General features: G+C 65.1%; 21 protein-coding genes and 4 pseudogenes. 11 read left to right on the top strand and 14 right to left on the bottom strand.

What is annotated here, in order from left to right; all coding sequences use genetic code 11:
- Positions 1-78 precede the first annotated feature (78 nt).
- A pseudogene (locus tag AWC17_RS12365) lies at positions 79-213 on the bottom strand (ParA family protein); the annotation flags it as partial.
- A 447-nt stretch (positions 214-660) separates the two neighbouring features.
- Between AWC17_RS12365 and AWC17_RS12360 the strand changes: the two are divergent.
- From AWC17_RS12360 to AWC17_RS12350, 3 genes and pseudogenes are all read left to right on the top strand, one after another.
- The gene (locus AWC17_RS12360; protein WP_085164686.1) at positions 661-1,107 is read left to right on the top strand and encodes an SMP-30/gluconolactonase/LRE family protein; all 447 of its coding nucleotides are present in this window, start codon (positions 661-663) and stop codon (positions 1,105-1,107) included.
- 69 nt (positions 1,108-1,176) lie between these two features.
- Positions 1,177-2,305: pseudogene (locus AWC17_RS12355) on the top strand (IS3 family transposase).
- Positions 2,275-2,859, top strand: a complete 585-nt coding sequence (locus tag AWC17_RS12350) for an SMP-30/gluconolactonase/LRE family protein (RefSeq protein WP_082122960.1) — start codon at positions 2,275-2,277, stop codon at positions 2,857-2,859. Before AWC17_RS12355 ends, AWC17_RS12350 begins: the two are co-directional and overlap by 31 nt.
- Here the strand turns inward: AWC17_RS12350 and AWC17_RS12345 are convergent.
- A complete protein-coding gene (locus AWC17_RS12345; protein ID WP_046183419.1) occupies positions 2,856-3,704 on the bottom strand; it encodes an SDR family NAD(P)-dependent oxidoreductase in 849 nt (282 codons plus the stop codon). The genes AWC17_RS12350 and AWC17_RS12345 overlap by 4 nt on opposite strands.
- A 136-nt stretch (positions 3,705-3,840) precedes the next feature.
- A complete protein-coding gene (locus tag AWC17_RS12340) occupies positions 3,841-5,124 on the bottom strand; it encodes a hypothetical protein (RefSeq protein WP_046183428.1) in 1,284 nt (427 codons plus the stop codon).
- Between the two features lie 225 nt (positions 5,125-5,349).
- Here AWC17_RS12340 and AWC17_RS12335 point away from each other — a divergent pair, with 225 nt between their 5' ends.
- Entirely contained in the window at positions 5,350-5,907 is a 558-nt protein-coding gene (locus AWC17_RS12335; RefSeq protein WP_046183418.1) for a TetR/AcrR family transcriptional regulator, read from the top strand.
- Here AWC17_RS12335 and AWC17_RS12330 read toward each other — a convergent pair.
- Together AWC17_RS12330 and AWC17_RS12325 are read right to left on the bottom strand one after the other, a co-directional pair.
- The gene (locus tag AWC17_RS12330; RefSeq protein WP_046183417.1) at positions 5,904-7,073 is read right to left on the bottom strand and encodes an acyl-CoA dehydrogenase family protein; all 1,170 of its coding nucleotides are present in this window, start codon (positions 7,071-7,073) and stop codon (positions 5,904-5,906) included. The two genes, AWC17_RS12335 and AWC17_RS12330, sit on opposite strands and share 4 nt — an antisense overlap.
- Positions 7,074-7,144: 71 nt before the next feature.
- Entirely contained in the window at positions 7,145-7,573 is a 429-nt protein-coding gene (locus AWC17_RS12325) for a DUF6636 domain-containing protein (RefSeq protein ID WP_046183416.1), read from the bottom strand.
- A 19-nt stretch (positions 7,574-7,592) separates the two neighbouring features.
- Between AWC17_RS12325 and AWC17_RS12320 the strand changes: the two genes are divergently transcribed.
- Genes AWC17_RS12320 through AWC17_RS12305 form a run of 4 tightly spaced genes read left to right on the top strand, consistent with a single transcriptional unit; the run spans position 7,593 to position 10,187 of the window.
- Positions 7,593-8,069, top strand: coding sequence for a DUF6636 domain-containing protein (locus AWC17_RS12320; protein ID WP_046183415.1), 477 nt, complete (start codon positions 7,593-7,595; stop codon positions 8,067-8,069).
- Positions 8,070-8,095: 26 nt separating this feature from the next.
- Entirely contained in the window at positions 8,096-8,722 is a 627-nt protein-coding gene (locus tag AWC17_RS12315) for a TetR/AcrR family transcriptional regulator (RefSeq protein ID WP_046183414.1), read from the top strand.
- Positions 8,719-9,375 carry an enoyl-CoA hydratase-related protein gene (locus AWC17_RS12310; RefSeq protein WP_046183413.1) on the top strand — a complete coding sequence of 219 codons (657 nt, stop codon included), beginning with the start codon at positions 8,719-8,721 and terminating at the stop codon, positions 9,373-9,375. The genes AWC17_RS12315 and AWC17_RS12310 overlap by 4 nt, the downstream gene beginning before the upstream one ends.
- A gap of 41 nt (positions 9,376-9,416) precedes the next feature.
- A complete protein-coding gene (locus tag AWC17_RS12305) occupies positions 9,417-10,187 on the top strand; it encodes an Rv3717 family N-acetylmuramoyl-L-alanine amidase (RefSeq protein ID WP_082122959.1) in 771 nt (256 codons plus the stop codon).
- 12 nt (positions 10,188-10,199) lie between these two features.
- On the opposite strand, the gene AWC17_RS12300 is transcribed toward AWC17_RS12305, so the two are convergent.
- The gene (locus tag AWC17_RS12300; RefSeq protein WP_046183412.1) at positions 10,200-10,946 is read right to left on the bottom strand and encodes a cutinase family protein; all 747 of its coding nucleotides are present in this window, start codon (positions 10,944-10,946) and stop codon (positions 10,200-10,202) included.
- 234 nt (positions 10,947-11,180) lie between these two features.
- On the opposite strand from AWC17_RS12300, the pseudogene AWC17_RS34005 reads away from it, so the two are divergent.
- A pseudogene (locus AWC17_RS34005) lies at positions 11,181-11,274 on the top strand (acyl carrier protein); the annotation flags it as partial.
- 425 nt (positions 11,275-11,699) lie between these two features.
- Entirely contained in the window at positions 11,700-13,187 is a 1,488-nt protein-coding gene (locus AWC17_RS12290) for a flavin-containing monooxygenase (protein ID WP_046183410.1), read from the top strand.
- 465 nt (positions 13,188-13,652) lie between these two features.
- Here AWC17_RS12290 and AWC17_RS12285 read toward each other — a convergent pair.
- From AWC17_RS12285 to AWC17_RS32665, 3 genes and pseudogenes are all read right to left on the bottom strand, one after another.
- Positions 13,653-14,441 (bottom strand): annotated as a pseudogene (locus tag AWC17_RS12285) (lysophospholipid acyltransferase family protein); the annotation flags it as partial.
- A gap of 52 nt (positions 14,442-14,493) precedes the next feature.
- Positions 14,494-15,408 carry a glycosyltransferase family 2 protein gene (locus AWC17_RS12280; RefSeq protein ID WP_052742755.1) on the bottom strand — a complete coding sequence of 305 codons (915 nt, stop codon included), beginning with the start codon at positions 15,406-15,408 and terminating at the stop codon, positions 14,494-14,496.
- 199 nt (positions 15,409-15,607) lie between these two features.
- Complete coding sequence (locus AWC17_RS32665) at positions 15,608-15,781, bottom strand: hypothetical protein (RefSeq protein WP_156174130.1); 174 nt, start codon at positions 15,779-15,781, stop codon at positions 15,608-15,610.
- Positions 15,782-16,078: 297 nt separating this feature from the next.
- On the opposite strand from AWC17_RS32665, the gene AWC17_RS12275 reads away from it, so the two are divergent.
- Entirely contained in the window at positions 16,079-18,955 is a 2,877-nt protein-coding gene (locus AWC17_RS12275) for an MMPL/RND family transporter (RefSeq protein ID WP_231588502.1), read from the top strand.
- A gap of 168 nt (positions 18,956-19,123) precedes the next feature.
- Here the strand turns inward: AWC17_RS12275 and AWC17_RS12270 are convergent, their stop codons facing one another.
- The 5 genes from AWC17_RS12270 to AWC17_RS12250 form a co-directional block, all read right to left on the bottom strand.
- Positions 19,124-19,657 carry a fasciclin domain-containing protein gene (locus AWC17_RS12270; RefSeq protein WP_372517396.1) on the bottom strand — a complete coding sequence of 178 codons (534 nt, stop codon included), beginning with the start codon at positions 19,655-19,657 and terminating at the stop codon, positions 19,124-19,126.
- Between the two features lie 135 nt (positions 19,658-19,792).
- On the bottom strand, positions 19,793-21,538 hold the full coding sequence (locus AWC17_RS12265) for a cytochrome c biogenesis protein CcdA (RefSeq protein ID WP_046183423.1): 1,746 nt from the start codon (positions 21,536-21,538) through the stop codon (positions 19,793-19,795).
- Positions 21,539-21,637: 99 nt separating this feature from the next.
- Entirely contained in the window at positions 21,638-22,195 is a 558-nt protein-coding gene (locus AWC17_RS12260) for a fasciclin domain-containing protein (protein WP_372517397.1), read from the bottom strand.
- 233 nt (positions 22,196-22,428) lie between these two features.
- Complete coding sequence (locus AWC17_RS12255; protein ID WP_047323062.1) at positions 22,429-23,127, bottom strand: anti-sigma factor; 699 nt, start codon at positions 23,125-23,127, stop codon at positions 22,429-22,431.
- A complete protein-coding gene (locus tag AWC17_RS12250) occupies positions 23,124-23,687 on the bottom strand; it encodes a sigma-70 family RNA polymerase sigma factor (RefSeq protein WP_046185902.1) in 564 nt (187 codons plus the stop codon). The genes AWC17_RS12255 and AWC17_RS12250 overlap by 4 nt, the downstream gene beginning before the upstream one ends.
- Positions 23,688-23,831: the final 144 nt, after the last annotated feature.

Raw genomic sequence — 23,831 nt, 5'->3', positions numbered from 1 at the left:
CCACCGCATAGGATCATCAACGCAAGCGAGCGGAACCTATGTCAGACCACTTTTACACCGCTCCTGGGACGCCACCGCGTTGGTCTGGGGGTCTAGGTCGATCACCAGAACCTTTTTGTCGAATTCAGCCGACAGGAATTCGGCGAGGCCGACGGTGGTGGTCGTCTTGCCGACGCCTCCCTTTAAATTGATCGTTGAGACGACGTGTGGCATATGGCTCCCTCTCCTTCTTAGGTACTTATCTATGTCATCGCGGTCGAAGACGGGGCCACTTCGCAAGTCCGCGACTGGCTCAGGGAATCTGTTATCTCGGGCTCGCCAGTTCGACACGACCGTTCGACTCACCCGTGCCAGCTCGGCCACCTCGGCGAGGCCAACCAGTTCCGCAGCCACAAACAACTCCCTCTGTGAATGTCATTCACGCAGATAAGAACAGTGTGGATGACATCCACAACCGTTGTCAACCTTGAGCGCAAGTGGCCAGCTTCCCGTCTTGGCCTGGTCAGTATCCGCTGAACGCGCTGGGCCATGCAGGCGGTTATTCAGAAAGCTGTGTATTTGTCTGATGGTGCCAGCCATTCCAAGCCGAACCTGGGGCAAGCTGAACCTGATTACGAGTTGGGTTGACATCGGGCTGCTACAACTTCAGGAAAGGCGTCGATGAGCGGAATTGGCCAGACCACCATCGTGGTAACGGATCTACACCCCTTCGGCCGCGGCGTAAATCGCCCGGAACACGTGGTGGTGGCCGCCGATGGTCGGGTGTTCGCCTCCGATAAGGCGTCAGCTGTCGCAGAACTCGTTGACGAGAACACCGTTCGGCGTATGGGGCAGGCGGGCGGCGAGCCGAACGGGATCGCGCTCGACCGTGACGGCCACTTTCTGATCGCCAATTGGGGTTTGGGCGACCTGCAGGACCTCGACCCGGTGACTGGCGCGATCGCGCCGGTGCTGGGCGGACAACTTGATGGACGCCCGCTGCGGTGGTTGAACTTCGTTCTGGTGGATTCTGTTGGGGCGTTGTGGTGTTCGGTGAGCACGATGGCGGACGACCTTATGGATACCATCGCGCGCGGCACCGCTGATGGGTTCATCTTTCTGACGTGAGCCCTCCGGTCCGGGCCAGTCCCTGTGGGAGTCCGATGCCCCAGAATTGGGGCGAGGAGGACTCGATTCATGGCACGTCGACGGCACACACCCGAGCAGGTGGTCCGCAAGCTTCGTGAGGGCGAACGGCTGCTCGGTGAGGGCAAAGACCTCGGGGAGGTCTGCCGGCATCTGGAGGTCAGTGAGCAGACCTGGCATCGCTGGCGAAATCAGTACGGCGGGATGAAAGCCGAAGACACCAAACGGCTCAAGGAGCTCGAGCGCGAGAACCAGCGGCTCAAAAAGCTGGTCGCCGAGCAGGCCCTCGACATCGACATGCTCAAGGAGATCAGCCGGGGAAACTGGTGAGCCCCGACCGTCGACGGCGAGCAGTGGTGGTGCTCGTCGAGCGGTTCGGGGTCTCGCAGCGGCGTGCCTGCCGGGTGGTCGGCCAACACCGTTCGGTGCAGCAATATGAGCTGCACCGACCCCATGACGACGAACAGCAGCTGCGCGCCCGATTATGCGAAATCGCGATCAGGCATCCGCGGTGGGGCTGGCGCAAAGCGCACGCCATCGCCAAGTCCGAAGGCCTGGTCGTCAATCCCAAACGCACGCATCGATTGTGGAAGACGAACGGCTGCAACGTCCGTCGAAGACCCGCAAGCGGATGCGCCTGGGTAACGGCGCGGCACAACCGCGCATGGCCGCGGCCCGCCCCGATCACGTGTGGGCGCTGGACTACCAGCACGACCTCACCGTCGACGGCCGCCAGCTGCGCTTCCTCAACGTCATCGACGAGTTCACCCGCGAGGCGTTGGCGACACGGCCACGTCGGTCCTGGAACGCCGATCAGACCACCGGACTGCTCGACGAGCTGATCATGACCACGGGCCGCAAGCCCGAGCACATCCGCGTGGACAACGGACCCGAACTGACCAGCCACGCCCTGGCCGACTGGGCCCGCTTCGGCTCGGTGGGCTGCGTGTTCATCAAGCCCGGCGCACCGTGGGAAAACGGATACTGCGAATCGTTCAACGGACGCTTCCGCGACGAATTCCTGACCACCGAAGCCTTCGGTAGTCTGCTCGAAGCCCAAGTCCTCGCCGAGGACTGGCGCACCGAATACAACACCTACCGACCCCACAGCGCACTGAACGACCTCACCCCCGAGGCGTTCCGAAAGCAATGGGAAACCACCCACCAACAACTCTCATAGACGCTGGCCCGGAAGCTGGGACCCCGTCATTTCGGGTCGCACCGGATCGCCAATCGGCGCAAGTGGTCACAAACGGGGTGAACTTCCCCAACTGCATGGCGCTGGATCGCAATGAGGACTATCTGTATGTGGTCCGCACGGTGGCCGCGGACGTGGTGCGGTTTCCGATCCGAGGCGAAACACTCTGTCCCCAAGAACGATTCGGCCCGCCGCTGGGCGGCCGGCGACCCGACGAGTTCGGCTCCGAATCCGGCCGGTTCCTGGCCGATCCGCAGGTGGGTCGCCGGTGGGGAATGGCCGACGGATGCGCCTTCGATGCTGATGGAAACCTCTGGGTCACAATCGTTTTGGCCAACAGGATCGTGGCGATCCGCCCGGACGGGCGGGCGACGGTGGTGCTCGAAGATCCCGACGGTGCCGTGTTGAGCGGCCCGACCAGCATCGCCTGGGGCGGGCAGGACATGCGCGACATCTACGTCGGCTCGATCCTGACCCCTTACGTGCTCAAGGGGAGAAGCTCGGTGCCCGGGCTGCCGATGGTGCACCAACGCTAGCCGCCCGACGGCCCCGGTCTCATAAAGTCCGGCATCGCCTCGTCCGGGTTCGGCGGGATTCTCGATGCGGACAGCCCCCACAGCTGCTGAATGGTGGCACCGCCGTCGACGACGAGTGTCTGACCGGTGATGCGGGCAGCCAGCTCGGACGAGAGGAACAACGCGGCGTTGGCGACGTCATGCGCGCGGGGCGCCGCCAGCGGGTTAATTCCATTGACGGCGTACTCGTTTGGCGGCTGGTCCTCGTTGCCGGTGCCCACATTGCCGGGCGCGACCGCGTTAGCGCGAATGCCATACCGCCCCAGTTCGTCGGCGAAGGTCTTGACGAGCGAGATGACGCCGGCCTTAGCGGCGCCGTAGGCCGCACGGTAGGTCGCCGATGCGATGCCGTCGACCGAGGCAAGCGCGACCAATGATCCGCCGCTGCCCTGGGCGATCATGTACCTTGCTGCGGCTTGAAAAAGATAGAACACCTGGTTCAGGTTGTAGTGGATCGTCGCGTCCCACACCTCGGTGGTGAAGTCTTCGACCTTCGACCAGGTCGCACCACCGATGATGTCGACGCACACGTCGACACCGCCCAGCGCTGCCTCGACATCGTCGATCGCGCGACCGACCTGCACGGGGTCGGTCATGTCGGCGACAATCGGGACGGCAGTGCCGCCCCTGCTGACGATCTCGCCGGCGATGCGCTCCGCGCGCTGCTCGTCGATATCGATGCAGGCTACCGAGGCGCCCGCTTCGGCAAGCGCCAACGACGTGAACCAGCCGTGGCCCGCGCGCTCGGGGATGTAGCCCGCACCCGACACAACCGCACGCTTGCCCGATAGCCCCAAATCGATCATGCCGACCTCCTTTGCGCCCCAACCAGTTCAGCCGCGCGCCGTTGATGGCCGACGGCCGTACTGGTGGAGTATCAGGGCAGCCTCGACCGCAGTCAATGACGACTCATAGCGCCCGGTCCGCAGCGTCAGCGCCCAGTCAGCAGGACGAATCGCGTTCCTCGACTCCAGCGACGGCGGCCTGACACTCAAAGTCCTTGCCGTCCTTCATATCTTCGTTGCGTTCGGCACGGAACGGCGCGGCCACGTGCGCACCCAGGCCAATAAGCCCTCGGCCGACGGCCACCAATGCACGGCCCGTCACGTTTCCGACGACATTGGCCGTGGCTAATGCAGCGTCGAGCACGCTCGGAATGTGGAAGTCCTCCCACGTCTCGACCTGGTGCTGGCGGGCCTGGGCGAAACGGTCGAGCTCGTCGCGCAGCGCGCCGCGCTGTTTGGCCAGCTCTCGGACCGCCCAGAATCGGAAGCCGTCGATGGCCTGCGTCTTCCCGAACCGGTCGAGGACTTCCTTCGCGCTCCGGTAAATATCGAGGTCCTCGCGCAGATGGTGGTCGACGAGCCCGCGCGCTTCGTCGATCGCCCGCAGCAGTTGCTCTGGTTGCGTGGACTCGATGCGCGCGAGGTTCAGACGCTGCCATTTGTGCAGCGCTTCTTCGGCGATCACCAGCAGGCTCAGAGTGTCACCAAGCCGGTTCTCGCTGATGGCATTTCGCAACTTCCCGGCGCGCTGCTGCACACCCAGGGTGTTATCGAACGACGCCAGGATCCGGCTGACATGGTTGCGCAGCTGCTCGACAGTGACGTTCAGCGCCGGCCCCAGGACTGCCACCGAATCCCAGTACGCATCGGGCAGCGACCCGTACTTGTCCAGGGAGTCGACCATCCGCGAGATCGTCAAGCTTGTGCCCAGGACGTCGCCGGCGCGCTGCGCCCGGGCAACCTCGAGCACCGCCTCGACCTTGTCCTCCACCCGCCGGACGGCGTCTTCCACCTCGGCGACCGCGGACTTCAACGCCATCTGCACCGCGAGCATCTGCGCCGACAGCATGACTTCCGGGCCGAGCAGTTCCGGTCGCCATTGCAGTTGCGCCAGGAGCTGGCCTGCATCGGCGCCCGTCGTCAGCCGGAAGATGCCGTCGCTGACGGGAACGAGATTGCCTTCCTTCAACGCGTCCACGGTGTCGCGATGCAGCTGGACGTACTTGCCGGAGTCGGCCAGCAAGGAGGCCAGCCCGGCGATCGCCGCGTTGGCGAGCGAGGCGCTGTCGATGCCGGCGACTCGGATGGCCTGGCCGGCGGTCGCGCGTAGCCGTGTCAGATAGGACTCGACGGCGGCAGGGTCGCCGCCCAGCAGCAGGGACTCGTCCTGGAACGACACCACGACCTCGTCGTTATCGGTGGTTGCCGACACGTCGGACACCTCGGTCACGGCACCCCCTGATGCTTCGGCACGCCAGCAAGCAGGCCAAGAGTTAACAGGAATTTGTCGGCTAGCAAATCCGGACATTACACCCATGCCCTATCGGAACCCGCCGGTTCGCCACGTGTTAGGGAGGAATTCACCAAGGACGAGGAGAGTTCGGCGCCGTGCGCGGGGGATGCACCTCGCCCAGCTGGGCTGCCTCCCGCCGTAACCTTGCTAGACATGGCCGCACGTGAGTCCCCTCGTCTGTCCGTGGAGGACTGGCTGCAGGCGGGCTACACGCTGCTCGCCGAGCAGGGGGTGCGCGCCTTGAAGGTCGAACGCCTCTGCCAGCAGGCGGGCGTCACCCGCGGCAGCTTCTACTGGCACTTCCAGGACATGGACAGCTACCGGGCCGCGCTGGTCGAATCGTGGAACACCTTCCTGGAAAAGGACCGACAGTCGCTGGCCGAACTCGACGCGCTGCCGCCGCGAGAACGCCTGTCCGCCATGATGACCGCGCTGACCAGCCCGGGGCATTGGACGCTCGAGCGCGCGATGCGCGAATGGGCACGCACGGACCCGCCCGCCGCCGCCAACATCCGCGCGGCCGACCGACGCCTGCTTCGCTCCGTGGCGAAGGCGTACAGCGACTACGGTTTCAGCCCCGACGACGCCAAGCTGCGCGCCGAGCTGACCTTCGCCGCCGGCATCGGCCTGCTGCACCTGGCCGGCTCGGCCCAGGAGGCGCAGAAGATCGCTCAGCGGGAACGTTTCCTGGAGCTGATGCTCGCGGACTAGACCATCGCGATCGGGGAGATCTTGGCGCCAATCGCCAACGCCCCGGCCAACTCTCGGCTCACGTCGTAGTCGAAGACGACGTGCCCGGCCGCGATGTCGACGTCGCGCTTGAAACGCTGCAGTGGGTTGGACAGAAATTGAGCGCTGGCCCCGGAGGCGTCCAGCAGATCGGCGATGATCGTGCGGCTCTCGTGCACCGTGTGGGCGGCCGCCAGTCGCGCCTCGGCCCGCACCGATCGGCTCACCCGTTCGCCACGGGTGACGAGGTCCTCGATGCCGTCGGCGGTCTCGTCGACCAGCGCACGCAGCGCGCGCAACCGCACCCGCGCACCCGCGAGCCGGATCTGCGCCGCGGGCTGATCCTTCTGCGCCACACCGCTATACGCCAGGACGCGCTCACCCAGCCGTTCGGCGAACAGCTCGGTCACCCGTTCCGCGGCACCGAGCACCGGCATCGACGCGACCAGCGCGAGCGCGGGAACCATCGGCCACCGGTATGTCGGCACGTCATGCGCCCGCGCGCCCGGCGCCGTTCCGGCGTAGATGTCGGCCACCGCGACCATGCGATGGTCCGGCACGAACACGTCAGTGACGATGACGTCGTGGGAACCGGTGCCCCGCATGCCCGCGGTGTGCCAGGTGTCGGCGACCTCGACCTGGTCGGCGGGCACCACCACGAGCGCCGGATCGATCCGGTCCGGCCGCTCGATGAGCGCCCCGACCATCACCCAGTCCGCGTCCATCGCACCCGTGGCCCACGACCACCTGCCCGTCAGGCGCACCCCGCCGTCGGCCGGGGTGCCGCGGCCGGTGGGGGCCAGGGGAGCGGGCGCCAGCACCGGTCCCGAGGCGAACACCTCCTCCTGGGCCCGCATGTCGAACAGCGACAGCATCCAGTTATGCAGGGCATAGAAACCCAACGTCCAGGCGCTGGACGCGCACCCGTGCGCCATCCGCCGAATCGGTTCCAGCAGTTCGGGAAACGACGCCTGGATGCCGCCGAACCGGGCCGGGAGCAACAGCCGAAACAGGTCGGTCTGCCTGAACTCGCTCACTGTTTCCGCGGGGAGGCGGCGCAGCCGCTCGGCTTCATCGGCGCGCTCGGCCAGTCGCGCGACGAATTCGTCGGTGATGCCGTGCGTCGGGCGAGCGTCGACCGCGGACATGGCGTCGACCGTACCATACTATTTTGTACGGTCACGACGGGGCTGCCTAACCTGTTGAAGCAGAACGGCTCTCAGCCGAGATCGTAGGAATCCCGCGACACGCGGAAGTAATGGCCGGTGCTGCTGTCGGTGCATGTCATGCCCGACGGCTCGCTGTCGCACGTGAGCGTCCCTGCGGACAGGCTGTGGCCGTAGTCGAGTGTCGGCTCGCCGGCGACGCGCAGGGTGTCGCCGTGGCAGTGGATGGCGGCCGGCTCACCCGCGGTCAGGACGAAGCGATTGCCCCAGGCGAGGTGTTTGCCGCACTCCGGGGGTGGCGGTGGCTGGTAGTCGAAGTCGCTGATGTCGCACGCGACAAAGGCGCTGTCCAGGACGCAGTAGATGTTCCCGGACGGGGATTGAAAGTTCAGGGTGTCCGCGCGTGCGGTCGCAGGGGCCGCGATAGCTGCCGCGACCGTGGCGCCGATGACCAGCGTCTGCCTTGTGAGCCAGGGGATCATTTGCTGAGCGTAGGCACAGATGCTGTTCGTCCGGGCGCAAAAGGACTACAACTGCACCATGGAAGCGAAAATGATCGGGGCGGTCACGGTCGCGGTGGCGATCACCGCGGTGGGCCCGGCGGCGATCGCGCATGCGGACCCGTTTTACCAGTTTCAGTCGCCCTCGGGAGACGTCACCTGTGTGATGGCAGCGTTCCAGGGCGACGCCCCCCGTGCGTCCTGCGGCGTCGTCGACCCGACGTATGTGATGCCGCCGCGCCCGCAGTCCTGCATGGGAGCGTTCGGCGATCAGATCGACATGGCCCAGGGCAGTTCACCCGCCATGGTCTGCCACACGGATACCACTCGCGGCATCGGACTGCCGACGCTCCAGGTTGGTGAGACGCGTTCCGTGGCTTCGCTCACCTGTAAGAGCGAGCCCGCTGCTGTCACATGCACCGACTCGACGACTGGTCATTTCTTCCGCATCTCGCGTGAGGCATACAACCTGAAATAGAGCAACCGCTCTGTTATGCTGTCCGAATGCCACGTCCCCGCGTTCACGACCAGGATCGGATCCTGGATGCCGTCGAACGGCTGGCGGTGCGGTCCGGCCCGGCATCGGTCACGATAAGAGCCGTCAGCGAGGCGATCGGTGTATCGAACGGCGCGCTGTACCACACATTTGGTTCGCGTGCCGGACTCGTGGGGCGCGCGTGGCTGCGGGCCGGACACCGATTCCTCAGCGCGCAGGGCGATTTGATCGACGCAGCCCCCGAGGGGGACGGCATTGCCGCCGTGGTGGCAGCGGCCGAGGCGCCGGCCGTCTTCGCCGAAACCTACCCGGAGTCGTCGCAGCTACTGCTGACGGTGCGCCGCGAGGAGCTACTGGGTCCCGATACGTCGCCAGACATTGCGACGCAGCTGCGCGACCTGGACCGGCTGCTGGTGGAAACGATGATTCGGCTGGCCCGCCGCCTGTGGGACCGCAAGGACGCGGCGGCCGTCGATGTCATGACGACCTGCATCGTCGATCTACCGACCGCGATCCTCTTGCGGCGCAACCGGATCAACGACCCGGATGCCCGCGAACGGCTGCGAGCAGCCGTCAAAGCCGTGCTCGACGTCGGGGCGCCCCGACGCAGGACCAGAGAAAGGGCCACGACATGACACCGACATTCAGTTGGGACGACAAGATCGCGATTCTGAACCTCGGCGAGGACGAGAATCGGTTCTCCCCGGAGTTCCTCGACGCGATCAACGAGCAGCTCGACGAAATTCAGCAGGCCGGCGCCGAGGGCCTCGTCACCACCGCGGGCAACAAGTTCTACACCAACGGACTGGATCTGGACTGGCTGCGCACGCACTCCGACCAGACGCAGTCCTACGTCGCGCGGGTGCAGGCCCTGCTGGCTCGTGTCCTGACCTTCCCCATGCCGACCGCCGCCGCGGTGACCGGGCACGCCTTCGGCGCCGGCGCCATGCTCGCCATGGCCCACGACGTGCGGGTGATGCGCGCCGACCGGGGGTTCTTCTGCTTCCCCGAGGTCGACATCCGCATTCCGTTCAGCGACGGCATGGCCGCCCTGATTCAGGCCAAGCTCACGCCCCGCGCCGCGGTGGCCTCCATGACGACCGGTCGGCGGTTCGGTGGGGAAGAGGCCGCCGAACTCGGCATCGTCGATGCCACCGCCGCCGAGGCCAACGTGACCGCGGCGGCGACCGACCTGTTGCGCCCGCTGGGCGGCAAGGACCCCGGCACGCTCGGCGCGATCAAGCAGACCATGTTCCGCGCCGCGGCCCGGGCGTTGACCGACGTCTGAGCAGTCGGTGCGGTAAGAACCGCGATTGTTACCATCGCGCGGTGAGTGACCGCCCTGGTCGCCGGGGATCCGTTTCACGGCGCGACGTGCTGAGATTCGCGCCGGTGCTGCTCGGTGCGGGGGCGCTCATGGGCGCGCCACGTGCGTCCGCCGGCCTCGCCGGGTCGGCCGTCTTCCTCGACCCCGGCCACAACGCCGTGAACGACGCCTCGATCAACCAGCAGGTGCCGAACGGCCGGGGCGGAACCAAGCAGTGCCAGACGTCCGGCGCCGCCACCGACGGTGGCTATCCCGAGCACGCGTTCACCTGGGCGGTCGTGGCGCTGATCAACGAGTCGCTCAACCAGATGGGCGTTCGCACCCAACTGTCGCGAGGTGACGACAACTCGGTCGGCCCCTGTGTGGACCAACGCGCGGCGGCGGCCAACGCCATGCGCCCCGACGCGATCGTGAGCATCCACGCCGACGGCGGACCCGCATCCGGCAGCGGCTTCCACGTGAACTACTCGAGCCCACCCTTGAACGACGTCCAGGCCGGCCCCGCCGTGCAGCTGGCCACCATGATGCGGGACGCGTTGTCGCAGGCCGGTTTTCAGCCGGCCAACTACATCGGGTCGGGCGGCCTGTACGGGCGGGACGACCTCGCGGGGCTGAACCTGGCCCAATACCCGGCGATCCTCGTCGAACTCGGCAACATGAAGAACGCCGACGACGCCGCGCGGATGCAAAGCCCCGACGGCCGGGCGCGGTATGCCGCCGCGGTCACGCAGGGGATCGTCGCTTACCTCAACGCCAAGGCCGGCCAGCAGTAGCCGAGCGGTCGCTCAGCCGCCGAAGCCCCTGACCGAAGGCGTTGCGGGCCCACCTGCGTCGAGGTGGCTGGAGGCGAAGGCGACGCCTTTGTCGATCACCGCGCCGTCGTCGGCGTAGGTGTTGTGGGCGGAGAAGTTCATGCCGTCGGAGCAGACCGGGTCTTCGGTGGCGCAGACCTTGATGGTCTTGTCCTGATACGCCGGGCCGATGGCCACGGGGGGTTCGCCGAGGAAGTTCATGGCGCGCACGTTGGGCATGCCGAACAGCACGACCGAGGAGACGTGTTGGGCGACGGTGGGGTCCAGGGGTTTGGGCACGGTGTTGGGGTCGACGCCGTCGGGGACGGCGGGTGAGGTGACGAAGCCCATCACGGCGGCGCCTTGGGAGTAGCCGCCGAGCACCATTTTGGTGTTGGGGCAGTCGTGGGCCATCGAGTTGACGTGGGCCGCGGCGTCTCTGATGCCGTCGACGCCGGTGTCCCATTGGTCGCTGGCGGGGTAGTTGACCGGGTAGACGTCGAAGGACTTGGCGCCCAGGCGGGAGTGCAGGGAGTCGACGAAGGCTTGTCCGGTGGGGCCGACGCCGGGGGCTTCGCCGGTGCCGCGGGCGAATACCACCTGCACGTCCGGACACTGGGCGGCGGCGGAGGGGAGGGCAGCACCGGTCATGACCGAGGCGCCGAGGCCGGACGCCGCAACTACGGCGGGAGCAAGGGAACGGATGAAGTGACGTGCGATCATGTCGTGACTGATGCCCATGCGAAGGCCTCCCTCTGGCGGAAAATTCGTCACTGTTTCCTGTATACCGAGCCACGGCGACAAGCGTCGGATGAGGGCCGCGTGTCGACGCGCCGAAATGATATCCATCCCCAGGGGCCAGGCCGAGAAGCCATCTAACGAAATGGCCTCGCCCGTCATTTGGTGCCGTTTTCCGAGGGTAGCCGGACCAGCGACGCCCGATTCGAAACGCTCAAGACACGGAAAGGTGACGACATCGATACGGGTGAAACAGGTTTCGATGACGTGACGTCCGACCCCGTCTCCGTTGAGTACCACTCGCTGAAGGCCCGGACACGATCACGGCCAGTAGCGCAACGCGAAGAACGCGGTGTGCGGCGATGCGACGAATTTCGGGCGCCTCCGGACGACGGCCGGGGCCGGCCGGCCGCTCAGGAAAGACACCGGCCGTTGTCAGGTTCGGCTCTGGGGCAGCAGCTTTGGCTCGAAACGGTCGTTAGCTCGGTCGCCCTCGCCGCCCCCGGCCGGTGCGTGAGCGCAGCCAACCTGGAAGGCGCCGTTGTGCACGTCAGCGACGGTTAACCGCATAAGTGCGGTCAACAATGACGCGGCGACCGCGACGCAGCCGGGACGTTGCCAGGTTTGCGCGCCGGCGTCAGCAAGGTCACATGCTGGCATACACGCATGCGTGTTGCTCACAGCTCTATTAGAATTCCGTAAGATTAGTGAACGTTCTTGTGTGTAAGTACCGAGCATGTAGGCACGGAGCATGTTGTGAACACGAACCGATTCGACGCCGTCATCGTAGGCGCGGGCTTCGGCGGCATCGGGGCCGCGATCCAGCTCAAACGTCTCGGATATGACAACTTCGTCATCCTCGACCGCGAGGATGACCTTGGCGGCACCTGGCATGTCAACCACTACCCAGGCCTCGCCGTCGACATCCCGTCCACCACGTACTCGTACTGGTTCGAACCCAACCCGAAGTGGTCACGGCTGTTCGCGCCGGGCGGCGAGGTCAAGCAGTACGCCGCGCACGTCGCCGACAAGTACGACGTGCGCCGCCACATGCGATTCAGCACGACGGTGGAAGGCGCCCAGTGGGATGAGGACGCCGAAGTATGGCGGGTGGCGCTGGCCGGCGGCGAAACCCTGACGACCCGCTTCCTGATCACCGCTACCGGCTTCCTGTCCCAGCCGCGCATGCCGGATATCCCAGGGATCGCGAGCTTCGAGGGCAAGGTCGTCCACACCACCGCGTGGGACCACGACTACAGCTACGAGGGTCGCCGGATCGCGGTCATCGGGACCGGGGCGTCCGCGGTGCAGGTCATTCCGGAGCTGGCCAAAGAGGCCGGAGAGCTGACCGTCTACCAACGCACCGCGACCCACGTGATCCCCAAATTCGATTTCCCGATCTCCCCGCCGATGCAACGCCTGTTCGGGCGGGTGCCGGCGGTGCAGCGGACCCTGCGGTGGGTGAGCGACATCATCCTCGAGCTCATCATGGTCATCATGGCGCTGCATTTCCGGCAGTCGCGGGGGCGGGTGAACATTTCCGCCTCCGACCTGGCCAAGATCAACCGATTCCGGTGGATCCGGGACAAGGAACTGCGCGACAGGTTGACGCCGGATTACGACCTCGGCTGCAAGCGGCCGACCTTCTCCAACGGCTTCTACCGCGCTTTCACAAAGCCGCACGTGAACCTGGAGACCAACACGATCGCGCGGATCGAGCCGGACGGCATCGTCACCGCGGACGGGCGCAAGACCCTCATCGACACCCTGGTGTTGGCGACCGGTTTTGACCTGTGGGAGGCCAACTTCCCGGCCATCGAGGTGGTCGGCCGCAAGGGCCGCAACCTCGGAAAGTGGTGGCGCGAGACCCGGTTCCAGGCCTATCAGGGCGTCTCCATGCCGTACTTCCCCAATTACTTGGGCCTGGCCAGCCCGTTCGCCTTCTCCGGCCTGTCCTTCTTCCACACCATCGAATACCAGATGCGGCACATGGACCGGCTGCTCGGTGAGGTCAAGCGCCGCGGCGCGACGACGTTCGAGGTGACCGAAGAGGCCAACGACCGGTTCATGGAGCGGATGACCAAACGGCTGGACAGCTCGGTGTTCTACGCCGGCAACTGCGCCACTTCGCGCTCGTACTACTTCAGCCCCAGCGGTGAGGCATCGCTGCTGCGGCCCACGTCGACGTTGAACTCGGTGCGGGAAGCCGCGAGCTTCCCGCTCAGCGACTACGCGATCGCCTAGCGCCACACCCGCCACACCAGCCTCGGCCCAGAGACGGTCGGCTGTTTGCCCGCCTCTGAGCGACAACGTCGGTGCGCGCTCGGATTGTCGCCCGATTGTCGCTCGGAGGTGGGCAAAGGGGTCATCACCCTTTTTCCGGCGACGGATGGGGCTGATAGGACTGTGGCGAATGCGTGAATTGTCCCGTGCTGTTTTGTTCGCGCCGGAACGGGGTAATCGGCCTTAAAGCGGAAATGCGGACTCCGTCCGCAGCCGATGCGAAAGATGGTGTGGCCCAATGGATACACTGTGCCGTGGATGCGCCTGCCTAGCGATCATCTTTGCCCTTGTGCTGGGAGACATCGACGCGCCCGCGCATTCGGTCGCCGAATCGAACACACAGCTGTCAGCTGCTGCCCAGGCGCGGCCGTAGTCGACCTGCGAGTCAGCCTGCGCGTCAACGGCTATGGACTGAACCGCCTAGGCGTCGGCCGGCCAATCGGCCAGTGTGTCCAGATACTGTTGGCGCACCTCGGCGATGCGATCGACCAACGTCTCGAGCGTCCAGTCGTCGACGGGGATGGGCGGCAGCACGGCGACATCCACCGTGCCCGGGTGGATTTCCATGGAATCCCGCGCGGCAATGATCTCCGCGTTGCGGATCACGATCGGCACAATCGGAACGCCCGTGGCCATGGCGATGCGGAACGCCCCCTTTTTGAACGGCCCCACCCCGGTGGTGTCCAGCGAGGTACCTTCCGGGGCGATCAGGATGGACAGACCCTCTTTCGCGCGCTCTTCGACTTGGTGCAGGGTTTCCACCGCCGCGGTCGTGTCGTCCCGGTCGAGGAATACACCGTCGTTCAGCTTGAGCAACGTGCCGATGATTGGGTCCCGCGCCAGTTCCTTCTTGGCGATCTTGATCCAGTTGTCGCGCATCAGCGCGGCGGCGATGAAGGGGTCGACCCGGTTGCGGTGGTTGTACAGGAACACGGCCGGGCGCTGCGCCGTCAGGTTCTGCGCGCCAATGACATTGATGCGGATGCCGTTGGTGGTCAGCAGCGCTCGAGGCCAGGTGGAGGTGAAGAAGTTGACCCCGCGGCGTCGGCTACCGTTCAGCAGGCCTAGCCCCAGCGCGCCGGCGGCGAGCGGAAGGGCCAAACCGAATCCCGCCACCAACGCCGCCTGCCTGCGGATGCCGGCAACGTGGCTGCCGACGGGCGAAATCACCCCACCGGGACGTCGTGTGTCGACGGCGTCGGGCTTGGTCGGCTGCAGTTCGTAAGACGACGCGTGCCATGCTCGTTCACCTCCAGCGGTCATGCCGTCACGCGCCCCTCAGCAGCTCACGCCCCGGCGATTCATGTCTGCCGCGGTGTCGGCGCGCGCTGCCCACCTTGCGAAGCTTGTCGCGCAACTTCGACGAGGTGAATTGCAGGGTTTCCACATCGTAGAAAAACCGCATCGTACGGAAGGGGTAATACAGCAGCAGAAGCGTGGTTATCGTCGTATACGCCGCCGGGCTCTTGATACCGTGCAGCTTGGTTGTCCTCGTATAGCGCGTGACATACCGGTAGAAATCTCGCGATGAAGATTCCACCCGGCGGGCAGACATGGCGACGACCATGTCCGGCTCGTACGCGATCTCGAAGTCATTCTTGAATAAGGTCAGCGCAAGATCGACGTCTTCATGCAGGCGGTCTTCTAGGTCCAGCTGAGTCAGCTGGCGGACCGACTTCCATGCCTGGGCACGAATTGCCATGTTGGCGCCAATGAGGAACCGCTCGTTCTTTGCGTATTTATGGACCTTGCCGCGCAAGATGCGGTCGAGCCAGAACAGGAACCCCCGCAGAGGCATGTCATGAAAGCCTATGGGTCCGCTCGCGGCATCAATATCCGGATCCTGGAAACGGCGGCGAATCGTCTCGACCCAGTCCTTGGCAATGACGGAGTCGGCGTCAGTCCGGGCGATGATATCGCTCCGCGCGTGATCGAAGCCGTGGTTGCGCGTCGGGGCAATGCCCTGATGCTCATTTTGCTCGACTAGCTGTATGTCAATGTGCGGGTTCTCGGCTTGATACCGGCGGACGATGGACGCGGTGTTGTCCGTCGACTTGTTGTTGACAACGATTATCTCGTCCGGTGCCGAAGTTTGGTCGATGCATGATTCGAGGCATTTGCCTATATAGCGTTCCTCGTTATAGGCGGGAATGACGATCGCAACGGAAGGCTGTTGGGGCATGGCTCAGAGACCAATCTGGGAAGGCGCAGAGACGGAATCTGGCATTGGCCCCGACCTGCACCGGTGAACATGCGCGCCGAATTGGACGCCGCGGATAATTCATCACGCTCATTGATTCGGACTCTATGGCAATCGCGTCCCTGGTTGCCTCCGAATATCGTTGGTTTCTTCAGACCTTAACCCCGGAAGGGCATCTTGTTCAACACATGTCTATGTTGAACACATGAGAGAGCAGTGTAGTGCCGGTCGTGGCAACCCGCTCGTCTTCGGCGACCATCCGCAGCAGCGCCTTTTCGGCATTGCGGGACGCCAAAGTGCCAGCAGGACAGCCGGACTGGTTGACTTTGGGCAGGCTAACCTCGAAAATCCGCATCCCCGACGTGGCTCCGGTCGCTAGCTGGATGGGGCGCCTGCCTTCTCTTTTGCGGGATGCCGATGGAGGCCGAGTCACCGTTGGTTATTCGATTTGCGCGTCGTCGCCCCACGCCGTAGCGTACATTCACGCGCATAACCGAACATCACCAAAGTCGACGTCCGTGTCGAGCCGTATCGATTCCCTCACGAGAAACCTCGGTGCAAAGGGTAATAAATGCCGTTTCGGCGGTCAGGGCAAGGCGGAGACAACTTTCAATGAGGCGTGCGCCTCTGCTGACCGCGCAGTGAAATCCGCGTGACCAAGAATCGCGCCGTCGCCACGCACGCACAACAGCCATTCATCGCACGCGCCATCCGTCGACTTTCCATCCCCATCATCCTTGGATGGCTGGCGATCACCGTCCTCGTGACCCTTGCCGTCCCATCGCTGGAAAAGGTCGGACAAGACCACTCGGTATCGATGACACCCGAAGAGGCGCCCTCGATACAGGCGATGAAGCGGATGGGCAAGGTTTTCAAGGAATCCGATTCCGACAATGCGGCGATGATTGTCCTCGAGAGCGACCCACCGCTCGGCGACGACGCTCACAAATACTATGCCGGTCTGATTCGCAAGCTAAAAGACGACCCGCGACACGTCCAGCACATACAGGATTTCTGGGGCGATCCGCTCACTGCCGCGGGCGCGCAAAGCGCCGACGGCAAGGCCACGTACGTTCAACTCGATCTCGCCGGTAACCAAGGCGAGGCTTTGGCGGCCGAATCGATTGACGCGGTTCGAGACATCGTCGCGCGAACACCTCCGCCGAATGGGCTCAAGGTCTACCTGACCGGGCCGTCGGTGCTGATCGCGGATATGCACGCAAGCGGTGATAAGTCGCTGATCTTAATTACTGCGACGACCGTCGCAGTGATATTCGTCGTGCTACTGCTCGTGTATCGGTCAATCGTTACCACCATACTGCTGCTGCTATTGGTCGGCATCGAGTTCGTAGCCGCGCGGGGAACCGTCGCGTTGCTCGGCGACTTAGGCGTCATCGGGCTTTCAACCTTCGCCATCAACCTGCTCACATCGCTGGTGCTCGCGGCGGGAACGGACTACGGCATATTTCTGCTTGGTCGCTACCAAGAGGCACGTCAGGCCGGCGAGGATCGGGAAACGGCGTACTACACCACCTATCGCGGGGTCGCCCACGTCATCTTGGGCTCCGGCTTGACGATCGCGGGCGCGACGTATTGTCTGAGCTTCACGCGGTTGCCCTATTTTCAATCCCTCGGCATACCCTGCGCGGCGGGCACGCTCGTCGCGGTGGCGGCGGCGCTCACGCTGGGGCCTGCAGTTCTCACCGTCGGCAGCCGCTATGGCCTCTTCGATCCCAAGCGGATGATCAAGGTTCGTGGCTGGCGGCGGGTGGGCACGGTAGTCACTCGTTGGCCGGCGCCCGTTCTGGCGGCGACGTGTGGTGTCGCCCTCGTGGGCCTGCTTGCGCTGCCCGGGTACAAGACCAGTTACAACGACCGACAGTATGTGCCCGACTACATCCCCGCCAATGCCGGATACAGCGCGGCGGACCGCCACTTTTCTCAAGCGCGGATGAAGCCGGAAATCATGTTGATCGAGGCGGACCACGACATGCGCGACCCGGCAGACATGTTGGTATTGAACAGGTTAGCCAAAGGCGTCCTCGCGGTTCCGGGTGTTTCCAGGGTCCAGGCGATAACCCGGCCGGACGGAACCACGCTGCCGCACACGACGCTGCCATTCATGATCAGCATGCAAAATGCCAGCCTGGTTCAAAACAGCACCTTTCAAACGCAGCGCATGGATGATCTGCTCAAGCAGGCGGACGAGCTGGCGAAGATGATCGACACCATGCAGCGCATGTATGGTCTGATGTCACAGCTCGTCGCCACGACTCACGACCTGACCGGCGAAACCCACGACATGCAGGCCATCACGGCCGAATTGCGCGATCGCATCTCGGATTTCGAGGATTTCTACCGGCCGCTCCGCAGCTACTTCTACTGGGAACGGCACTGCTACGACATTCCCGTCTGCTGGTCGCTCAGATCCATCTTCGATGCCATCGACGGTGTCGACGAGATCAACGACAGGCTGCGCGATCTGGTCGCCGACCTCGACAAGATCGACGTGCTGCTGCCGCAGCTGCTCATGCAGATCCCGCCGATGATCAACTCCATGCAAAGCATGCGGACCATGATGCTGACGATGCACAGCACCATGTCCGGGATCATCGGCCAGATGGATGCGAACAGCGAGAACCCCAGTGCCATGGGGCAGGCCTTCGACGCATCCAAGAACGACGATTCCTTCTATCTGCCACCGGAAGTCTTCGACAACCGAGACTTCAAGCGCGGCATGGAAATGTTCTTGTCCCCGGACGGCAAGGCCGCGCGCCTGTTCATCTTGCACCGAGGTGACCCCGCGACACCCGAGGGCTTCGCCCGGGTCGACGCCATCAAGACCGCGGCCGAGGAAGCGCTGAAGACCACCCCGCTGGAGAACGCGAAAATCTCCCTCGGCGGCACCGCGGCGGTATTCAAGGACATCTCCGACGGCGCCAAATACGACCTGATGATCGCGGCGATTTCCTCGCTCTGCCTCATCTTCGTCATCATGCTGGTGATCACCCGCAGTTTCGTCGCGGCCGTGGTGATCGTGGGGACGGTGGCGCTTTCGCTGGGCGCCTCCTTCGGGCTTTCGGTGTTGTTGTGGCAGCACATCATCCGAATGGAACTGCATTGGCTGGTGCTCGCGATGTCGGTGATCATCCTGCTGGCCGTGGGATCCGACTACAACCTGCTCCTGGTCGCCCGGTTCAAGCAGGAGATCGGCGCGGGCCTGAACACCGGGATCATCCGGTCGCTCGGGGGCACCGGCAAGGTCGTGACGAACGCGGGCCTGGTGTTCGCCTTCACGATGGCATCCATGGCGGTCAGCGAACTACGGGTGCTCGGCCAGGTCGGCACGACGATCGGCCTGGGCCTGCTGTTCGACACTCTGGTGGTGCGCGCGTTCATGACCCCGTCCATCGCCGCACTGCTGGGCCGCTGGTTCTGGTGGCCGCTGGCGGTGCGTCCCCGCCCCGCCAGCGCCATGCTGCGGCCGACGGGGCCTCGGCCCGCGGTGCGCGCACTGCTGGGCGACTAGCCACATCCGCCGCACCCGCCCCGGCAGGGGGTGCGGCCCACCGTTTGCCCGCCTCTGAGCGACAACGTCAGCGCGGGGCCGGATGTCGCTGTGAGGCGGGCAAACAGTGCGTCACTTCTCGGAGGGGCTGGTGTGGCGAACGTGGCTGACAGGCGTGCCATTGCGGCTTTACGCCGGCGGCATCAGCACCGTGTCGATCATGTACACGGTCGCGTTGGCGGTGGGCACGCCACCGCAGACCAGACCCGCGTTGTTGACCCTGAGGCCGTTGCCCTGGCCGGTCACGGTCACGTTCGCGCCTTGGACCGTCTTGTGCGAGCCCGCGACCATCGTCGGACTCAACTGACCCGGCACCACGTGATAGGTCAGGATGCTGGTGAGCAGCTGCGAGTCCGTCTTGAGCTTGTCGATGGTGGCCGCCGGCAGCTTGTTGAATGCGGCGTCGGTCGGTGCGAACACCGTGTACTGGCCGTTGTTCAAGGTATCGACCAGGTTGACGTTCGGGTTCAGCTTGCCCGACAGTGCAGCCGTCAGGGTGGTCAGCACCGGATTGTTGGACGCCGCTACCGCCACCGGAACCTGCGACATTCCTTGCACCGACCCCGGGCCGCTGGGGTTGGCAGCCGCGTAATCAGAGCAGCCGGGGCCCACCAGATCGGCCGCCGCCGCGGTCGGAGCGCTCACCACACCCAGACCCAGCATCGCCGCTACCGCGAATCCTTTCGCTGCCACCGACGTCATGTGTGCTTTCATCGCGTTTGACTCCTTTGATTGGTCCGACATTTGATGAGTGATTCGGAGCCCGACCACCTTCGGATTGGTGCAGGGGTAAAAGTTTCAGCCGTACGTGAACGAATACACCTGCAGCGCTCGGTCGGCGCGCACCTCGAGGGTCCCTGATCGCAGCTGCCCGCCGGACACGATTTGGTGCGACGTCGGCGGTCCGCTGATCGGAATCGTGACGGATCGTCCGTCGCGGGTGACCGTGAGGGACCCGGTGCCGCCGACGACGATGTAGACGTTCTTGGCGTGGTAGTTCAACCTGATACTGGACTGGCTGCCGGCGGCAGTGGCCCCCTGGTAGTCCAGCGTCCACGGACCTTTCAGGGCGAAGCGGTCGGCGGCCAGGGTAGGCGGATAGTCGAAAGTGGCTGTGCCTTCGTCGTATGGCCCGCCGCCGCCGTAGTTGACGACCTTGCCGACGCCGAAGTAGGTCTCGGGCGTGGTCTTGTCTGGCAGGGCCGAGCGGCTCGCGTCTGTCGGCGGTGCCAGGTTCAGCCCGGGACGCGCGGCCACGATCAGCTGCCTGATCAGATCCTCGGTGACGTTGTAGTCGCCCTCGCCGAATTTGATGTGGCGCACCTCGCCGCTCGCGTCGATCAAATACTCCGCCGGCCAGTAACGGTTGCGGTAGTTCGTCCACGAGGAGTAGCCGTTGTCCAAGGCGATCGGGTACGTGATGCTCAGGTCGGCGGCGCCTTTGGCGACATTCCCGGGTACCTGTTCGAACGCATACTCCGGAGTATGGACCCCGATGACCTCGAACCCGTCGCCCTTGTAGGCGTTGTACCAGCTGACGACGTGCTGGATGGCCCGTTGGCAGTTGATGCAGGAGTACGCCCAAAAATCGATCAGCACGACCTTGCCACGCAGGGACGCGAGTGGGACCGGTTGGTTGCCGGGCGTGTTCAGCCAACCGGCAATGCCCTTGAGATCGGGTGCCGGGCCGCAGCTTTCGAGCTCCCGGCCACCGTCGCTGCAATTCGACAGCCGGGCGTTCTGGTCGTTGACGATGCCGCCGAGGTTGAGCTTCTCCCGGACGCCGCGGTCGGTGGCCAACCGTTGTTGTAGACCGCTGGTGTAGTCGGGAACGGCCCGTTGCAGAACCGCGGGAACGTTGAACACCAGTCCCACCGCGAGCACGATCATCACGATTCCGGCGGCGACCCGGATGTGCCGCTGCCGCCGTCGAAACGCTCCCACCCGCTGAGCGACTCGATTGCCCGCCAACGCGAAGACCAGCAACGGCAGTGCCGCACCCAGCGCGAAGGTGCTGGTCAGCACCACGGTGCGCAGGCCAAGGGGAGCCGTGGCGCCGGCCACCACAATCGCGGCGAGAATGGGCCCGGCGCACGGGACATACAACACGCCCAGCGCCAGGCCGAGACCGAACCCGCCGCTGCCGAACCCCAACTGTTTCTGTGGGATACGCGCAAACGGACGCTCCAGCAAGTGCTCGACCCGCGGGAAGATCAGGCCGAGACCGATGGCCATCAAGGCGACCAGAGCGACCCAGCGGATGGCGTCCTGCGGCAGGTGCACCAGCGACAGCAGTGTCGAGCCCGCCAACGTGACCGCGGTGAAGCTGAGCACCAGACCGCCGATGACCAGGTAGGGCCGCGCACTGCGCGACGTGCGCTCCGGCTTGACCGCAACGCCCGGGCCGGAAACCGATTGTGCGGCAACGTCATTGCCGCCGCCCTGGGCACCGGCGAAGAAGATGACCGGCAGCACCGGCAGGATGCACGGCGATACGCCGGTGAGGAGGCCTCCGACGAGGCCGATCAACGCAATGGTCAGCATGAAAGTCATTCGCCGCCAAGGGTGTCGCGGATTGGTGCTGCCGCAAAGGAAAACAGCCCGGCCGAAGCCGGGCTGTTCATCCCCGATTGGCAGGCAAGCTTACTGGCCTGGCGGCATCAGCACCGTGTCGATCATGTACACCGTCGCGTTGGCGGTGTGCACCCCTCCGCACACCAAGCCGGCGTTGTTGACCTTGAGGTCGTTGCCCTGACCGGTCACGGTCAGCTTGGCGCCCTGCAGGGTCGGGTGGTCACCGTCGACCTTCATGGGACTCTGCTGACCCGGCACCACGTGATACGTCAAGATGCTCTTCAGCAGCTGCGAATCCGTCTTGAGCTTGTCGATGGTGGCCGCCGGCAGCTTGTCGAAGGCGGCGTTGGTCGGCGCGAAGACCGTGTACTGGCCGTTGTTCAACGTGTCGACCAGGTTGACGTTCGGGTTCAGCTTGCCCGACAGCGCCGAGGTCAGGGGGGTCAGCATCGGATTGTTGGACGCGGCAGTGGCGACCGGGTCCTGAGCCATCCCGGCAACCGACCCGGGGCCGCTGGGGTTCTGCTTGGCGTAGTCGCCGCAGCCAGTCCCGATCAGATCCGCCGCCGGATCGGCCGCGGCCGACGTCGTCGCCGGACCCGCCATGCTGCTGGTGACCGTCGCCATGCTGCTGCTCGTCATCGGTCCCGACGCCGATTTGTTGTTCGAACACGCCGAGAAACCAGCTACCGCAATCGTTGCGAGGCCTGCCGCAGCGATCGTTCTGGCCCGAACATTGATCATCGCGTTTCCACTCCTTCTCCATGGACGGCCCGTAGCGCCGCCTTTCGACCGGACAGGAGTGATTCGGAGACGACGAGTGCGCGGACGGGTCCGGGTCGAGAACAGTCGTGAGCGGTTCAGCTCAGCGGCAGCGCAGCCAGTATCGTCCCGGTCGGCCGCGGCGACCCGGTACCGGGTTCGACGGTGAACGCCAAGGCCGTTGACGACCCGAGGTTGGTGAGCGTTGCGGTAGTCGACGGCGCCACGGCGGCCGTGCTCATCGTTCCCGCCGACGTCGGACCCTTGTCGCTCAGCAACCACATTTGGTAGACGGTCCCGGGCTTCGGCGGGGGGACGTTGTTCATCACCAGCACACCGGCGTTGCGGTCGTGGGAAAAGACAACCGTGGCAGTGCCACTGCCGAGCGGGCCAGAAACGGTGCGCACATCGGGGGCCGTCAACACCTGCTCGGCGACGGTCGACGGCGGGTGCGGTCGCATCAATACCCCGACGCCGAATGCGGCGGCGCCGACCACCACCGCTGCCGCCGCAGCCCCCAAAATGGCGGTGCGCCAACCGTATTTGCGCTCATCGCGAGAAGGTATCGCCCCCAGCGTCGCGGCCCGCAGGTGCGCCGGCGGTTCGACCGCCGTCGTCGCCGAGACGACCGCCATCGTCTCGCGGACGGCGCGGACCTCATCGTCGAAGGCCGCCGCCACCGACCGTGGCGCGGCCGCGACCCGCCGCTCGATATCGGCCCGCTCCTCCTCCGACACCGCATCCAACGCGTACGGCGTTGCGAGCTCGAGCAATTCGAATTCGTTCGGTTCCGTCATGGCACATCCAGGCAGTTACGCAAGGCGCGCAGCGCGTCGCGCATGCGCGACTTGATCGTCGACAGATTCGCGGCCAACCGCTCCGACACCTGGCTGTAGGTGAGTCCGTCGTAATAAGCCAACTGGATACACTCCCGCTGCGTGTCGGTCAACGCGCCCAGGCATTCGACTACGCGGCGTCGCTCGTCACCGGCGATCGCCGATTCGGCGACGACGTCACTGGCGGTGTCCGCGCTCGCCGCTGCGTAGCGGGACTCCCGCCTGCCGGACGCTTCCTCGGTCCGCACCCGGTCGACGGCCCGCCGGTGCGCGATGGTCAGCAGCCAGGATAGAGCGGAGCCCCTGCTGGAGTCGTAGTCCGGCGCCGTCCGCCATACGTCGCAGTAGACCTCCTGGGTGGTCTCCTCGCTGTAGCCGGAATCGCGCAGCACCCGCATCACCATTCCGTACACCCGACTCTTAGTGAGGTCGTAAACCGCGGCGAACGCGTCGCTGTCCCCGCGCGCGACCCTGTGCAGCAGCGCGTCCAGGTCCTTGCCGAGCGTGGGCGGTCCCGTCATCGATCGGTAGCCTAGCGCCAGGCGGGCCTCCGCAGGACGGAGTCCGCGGCCCTGCTGCCGCGACACGATGCCGACATCTGTCCACTCCCGTTATTCGTAGCCGCGGACCGGGTGGACGATTTCCTTGCGCCACTGTGAGAACGA

This window comes from Mycobacterium nebraskense, from assembly GCF_002102255.1.
Taxonomy (GTDB): Bacteria; Actinomycetota; Actinomycetes; order Mycobacteriales; family Mycobacteriaceae; genus Mycobacterium; species Mycobacterium nebraskense.
This window is presented reverse-complemented; position numbering and strand designations above follow the sequence as displayed.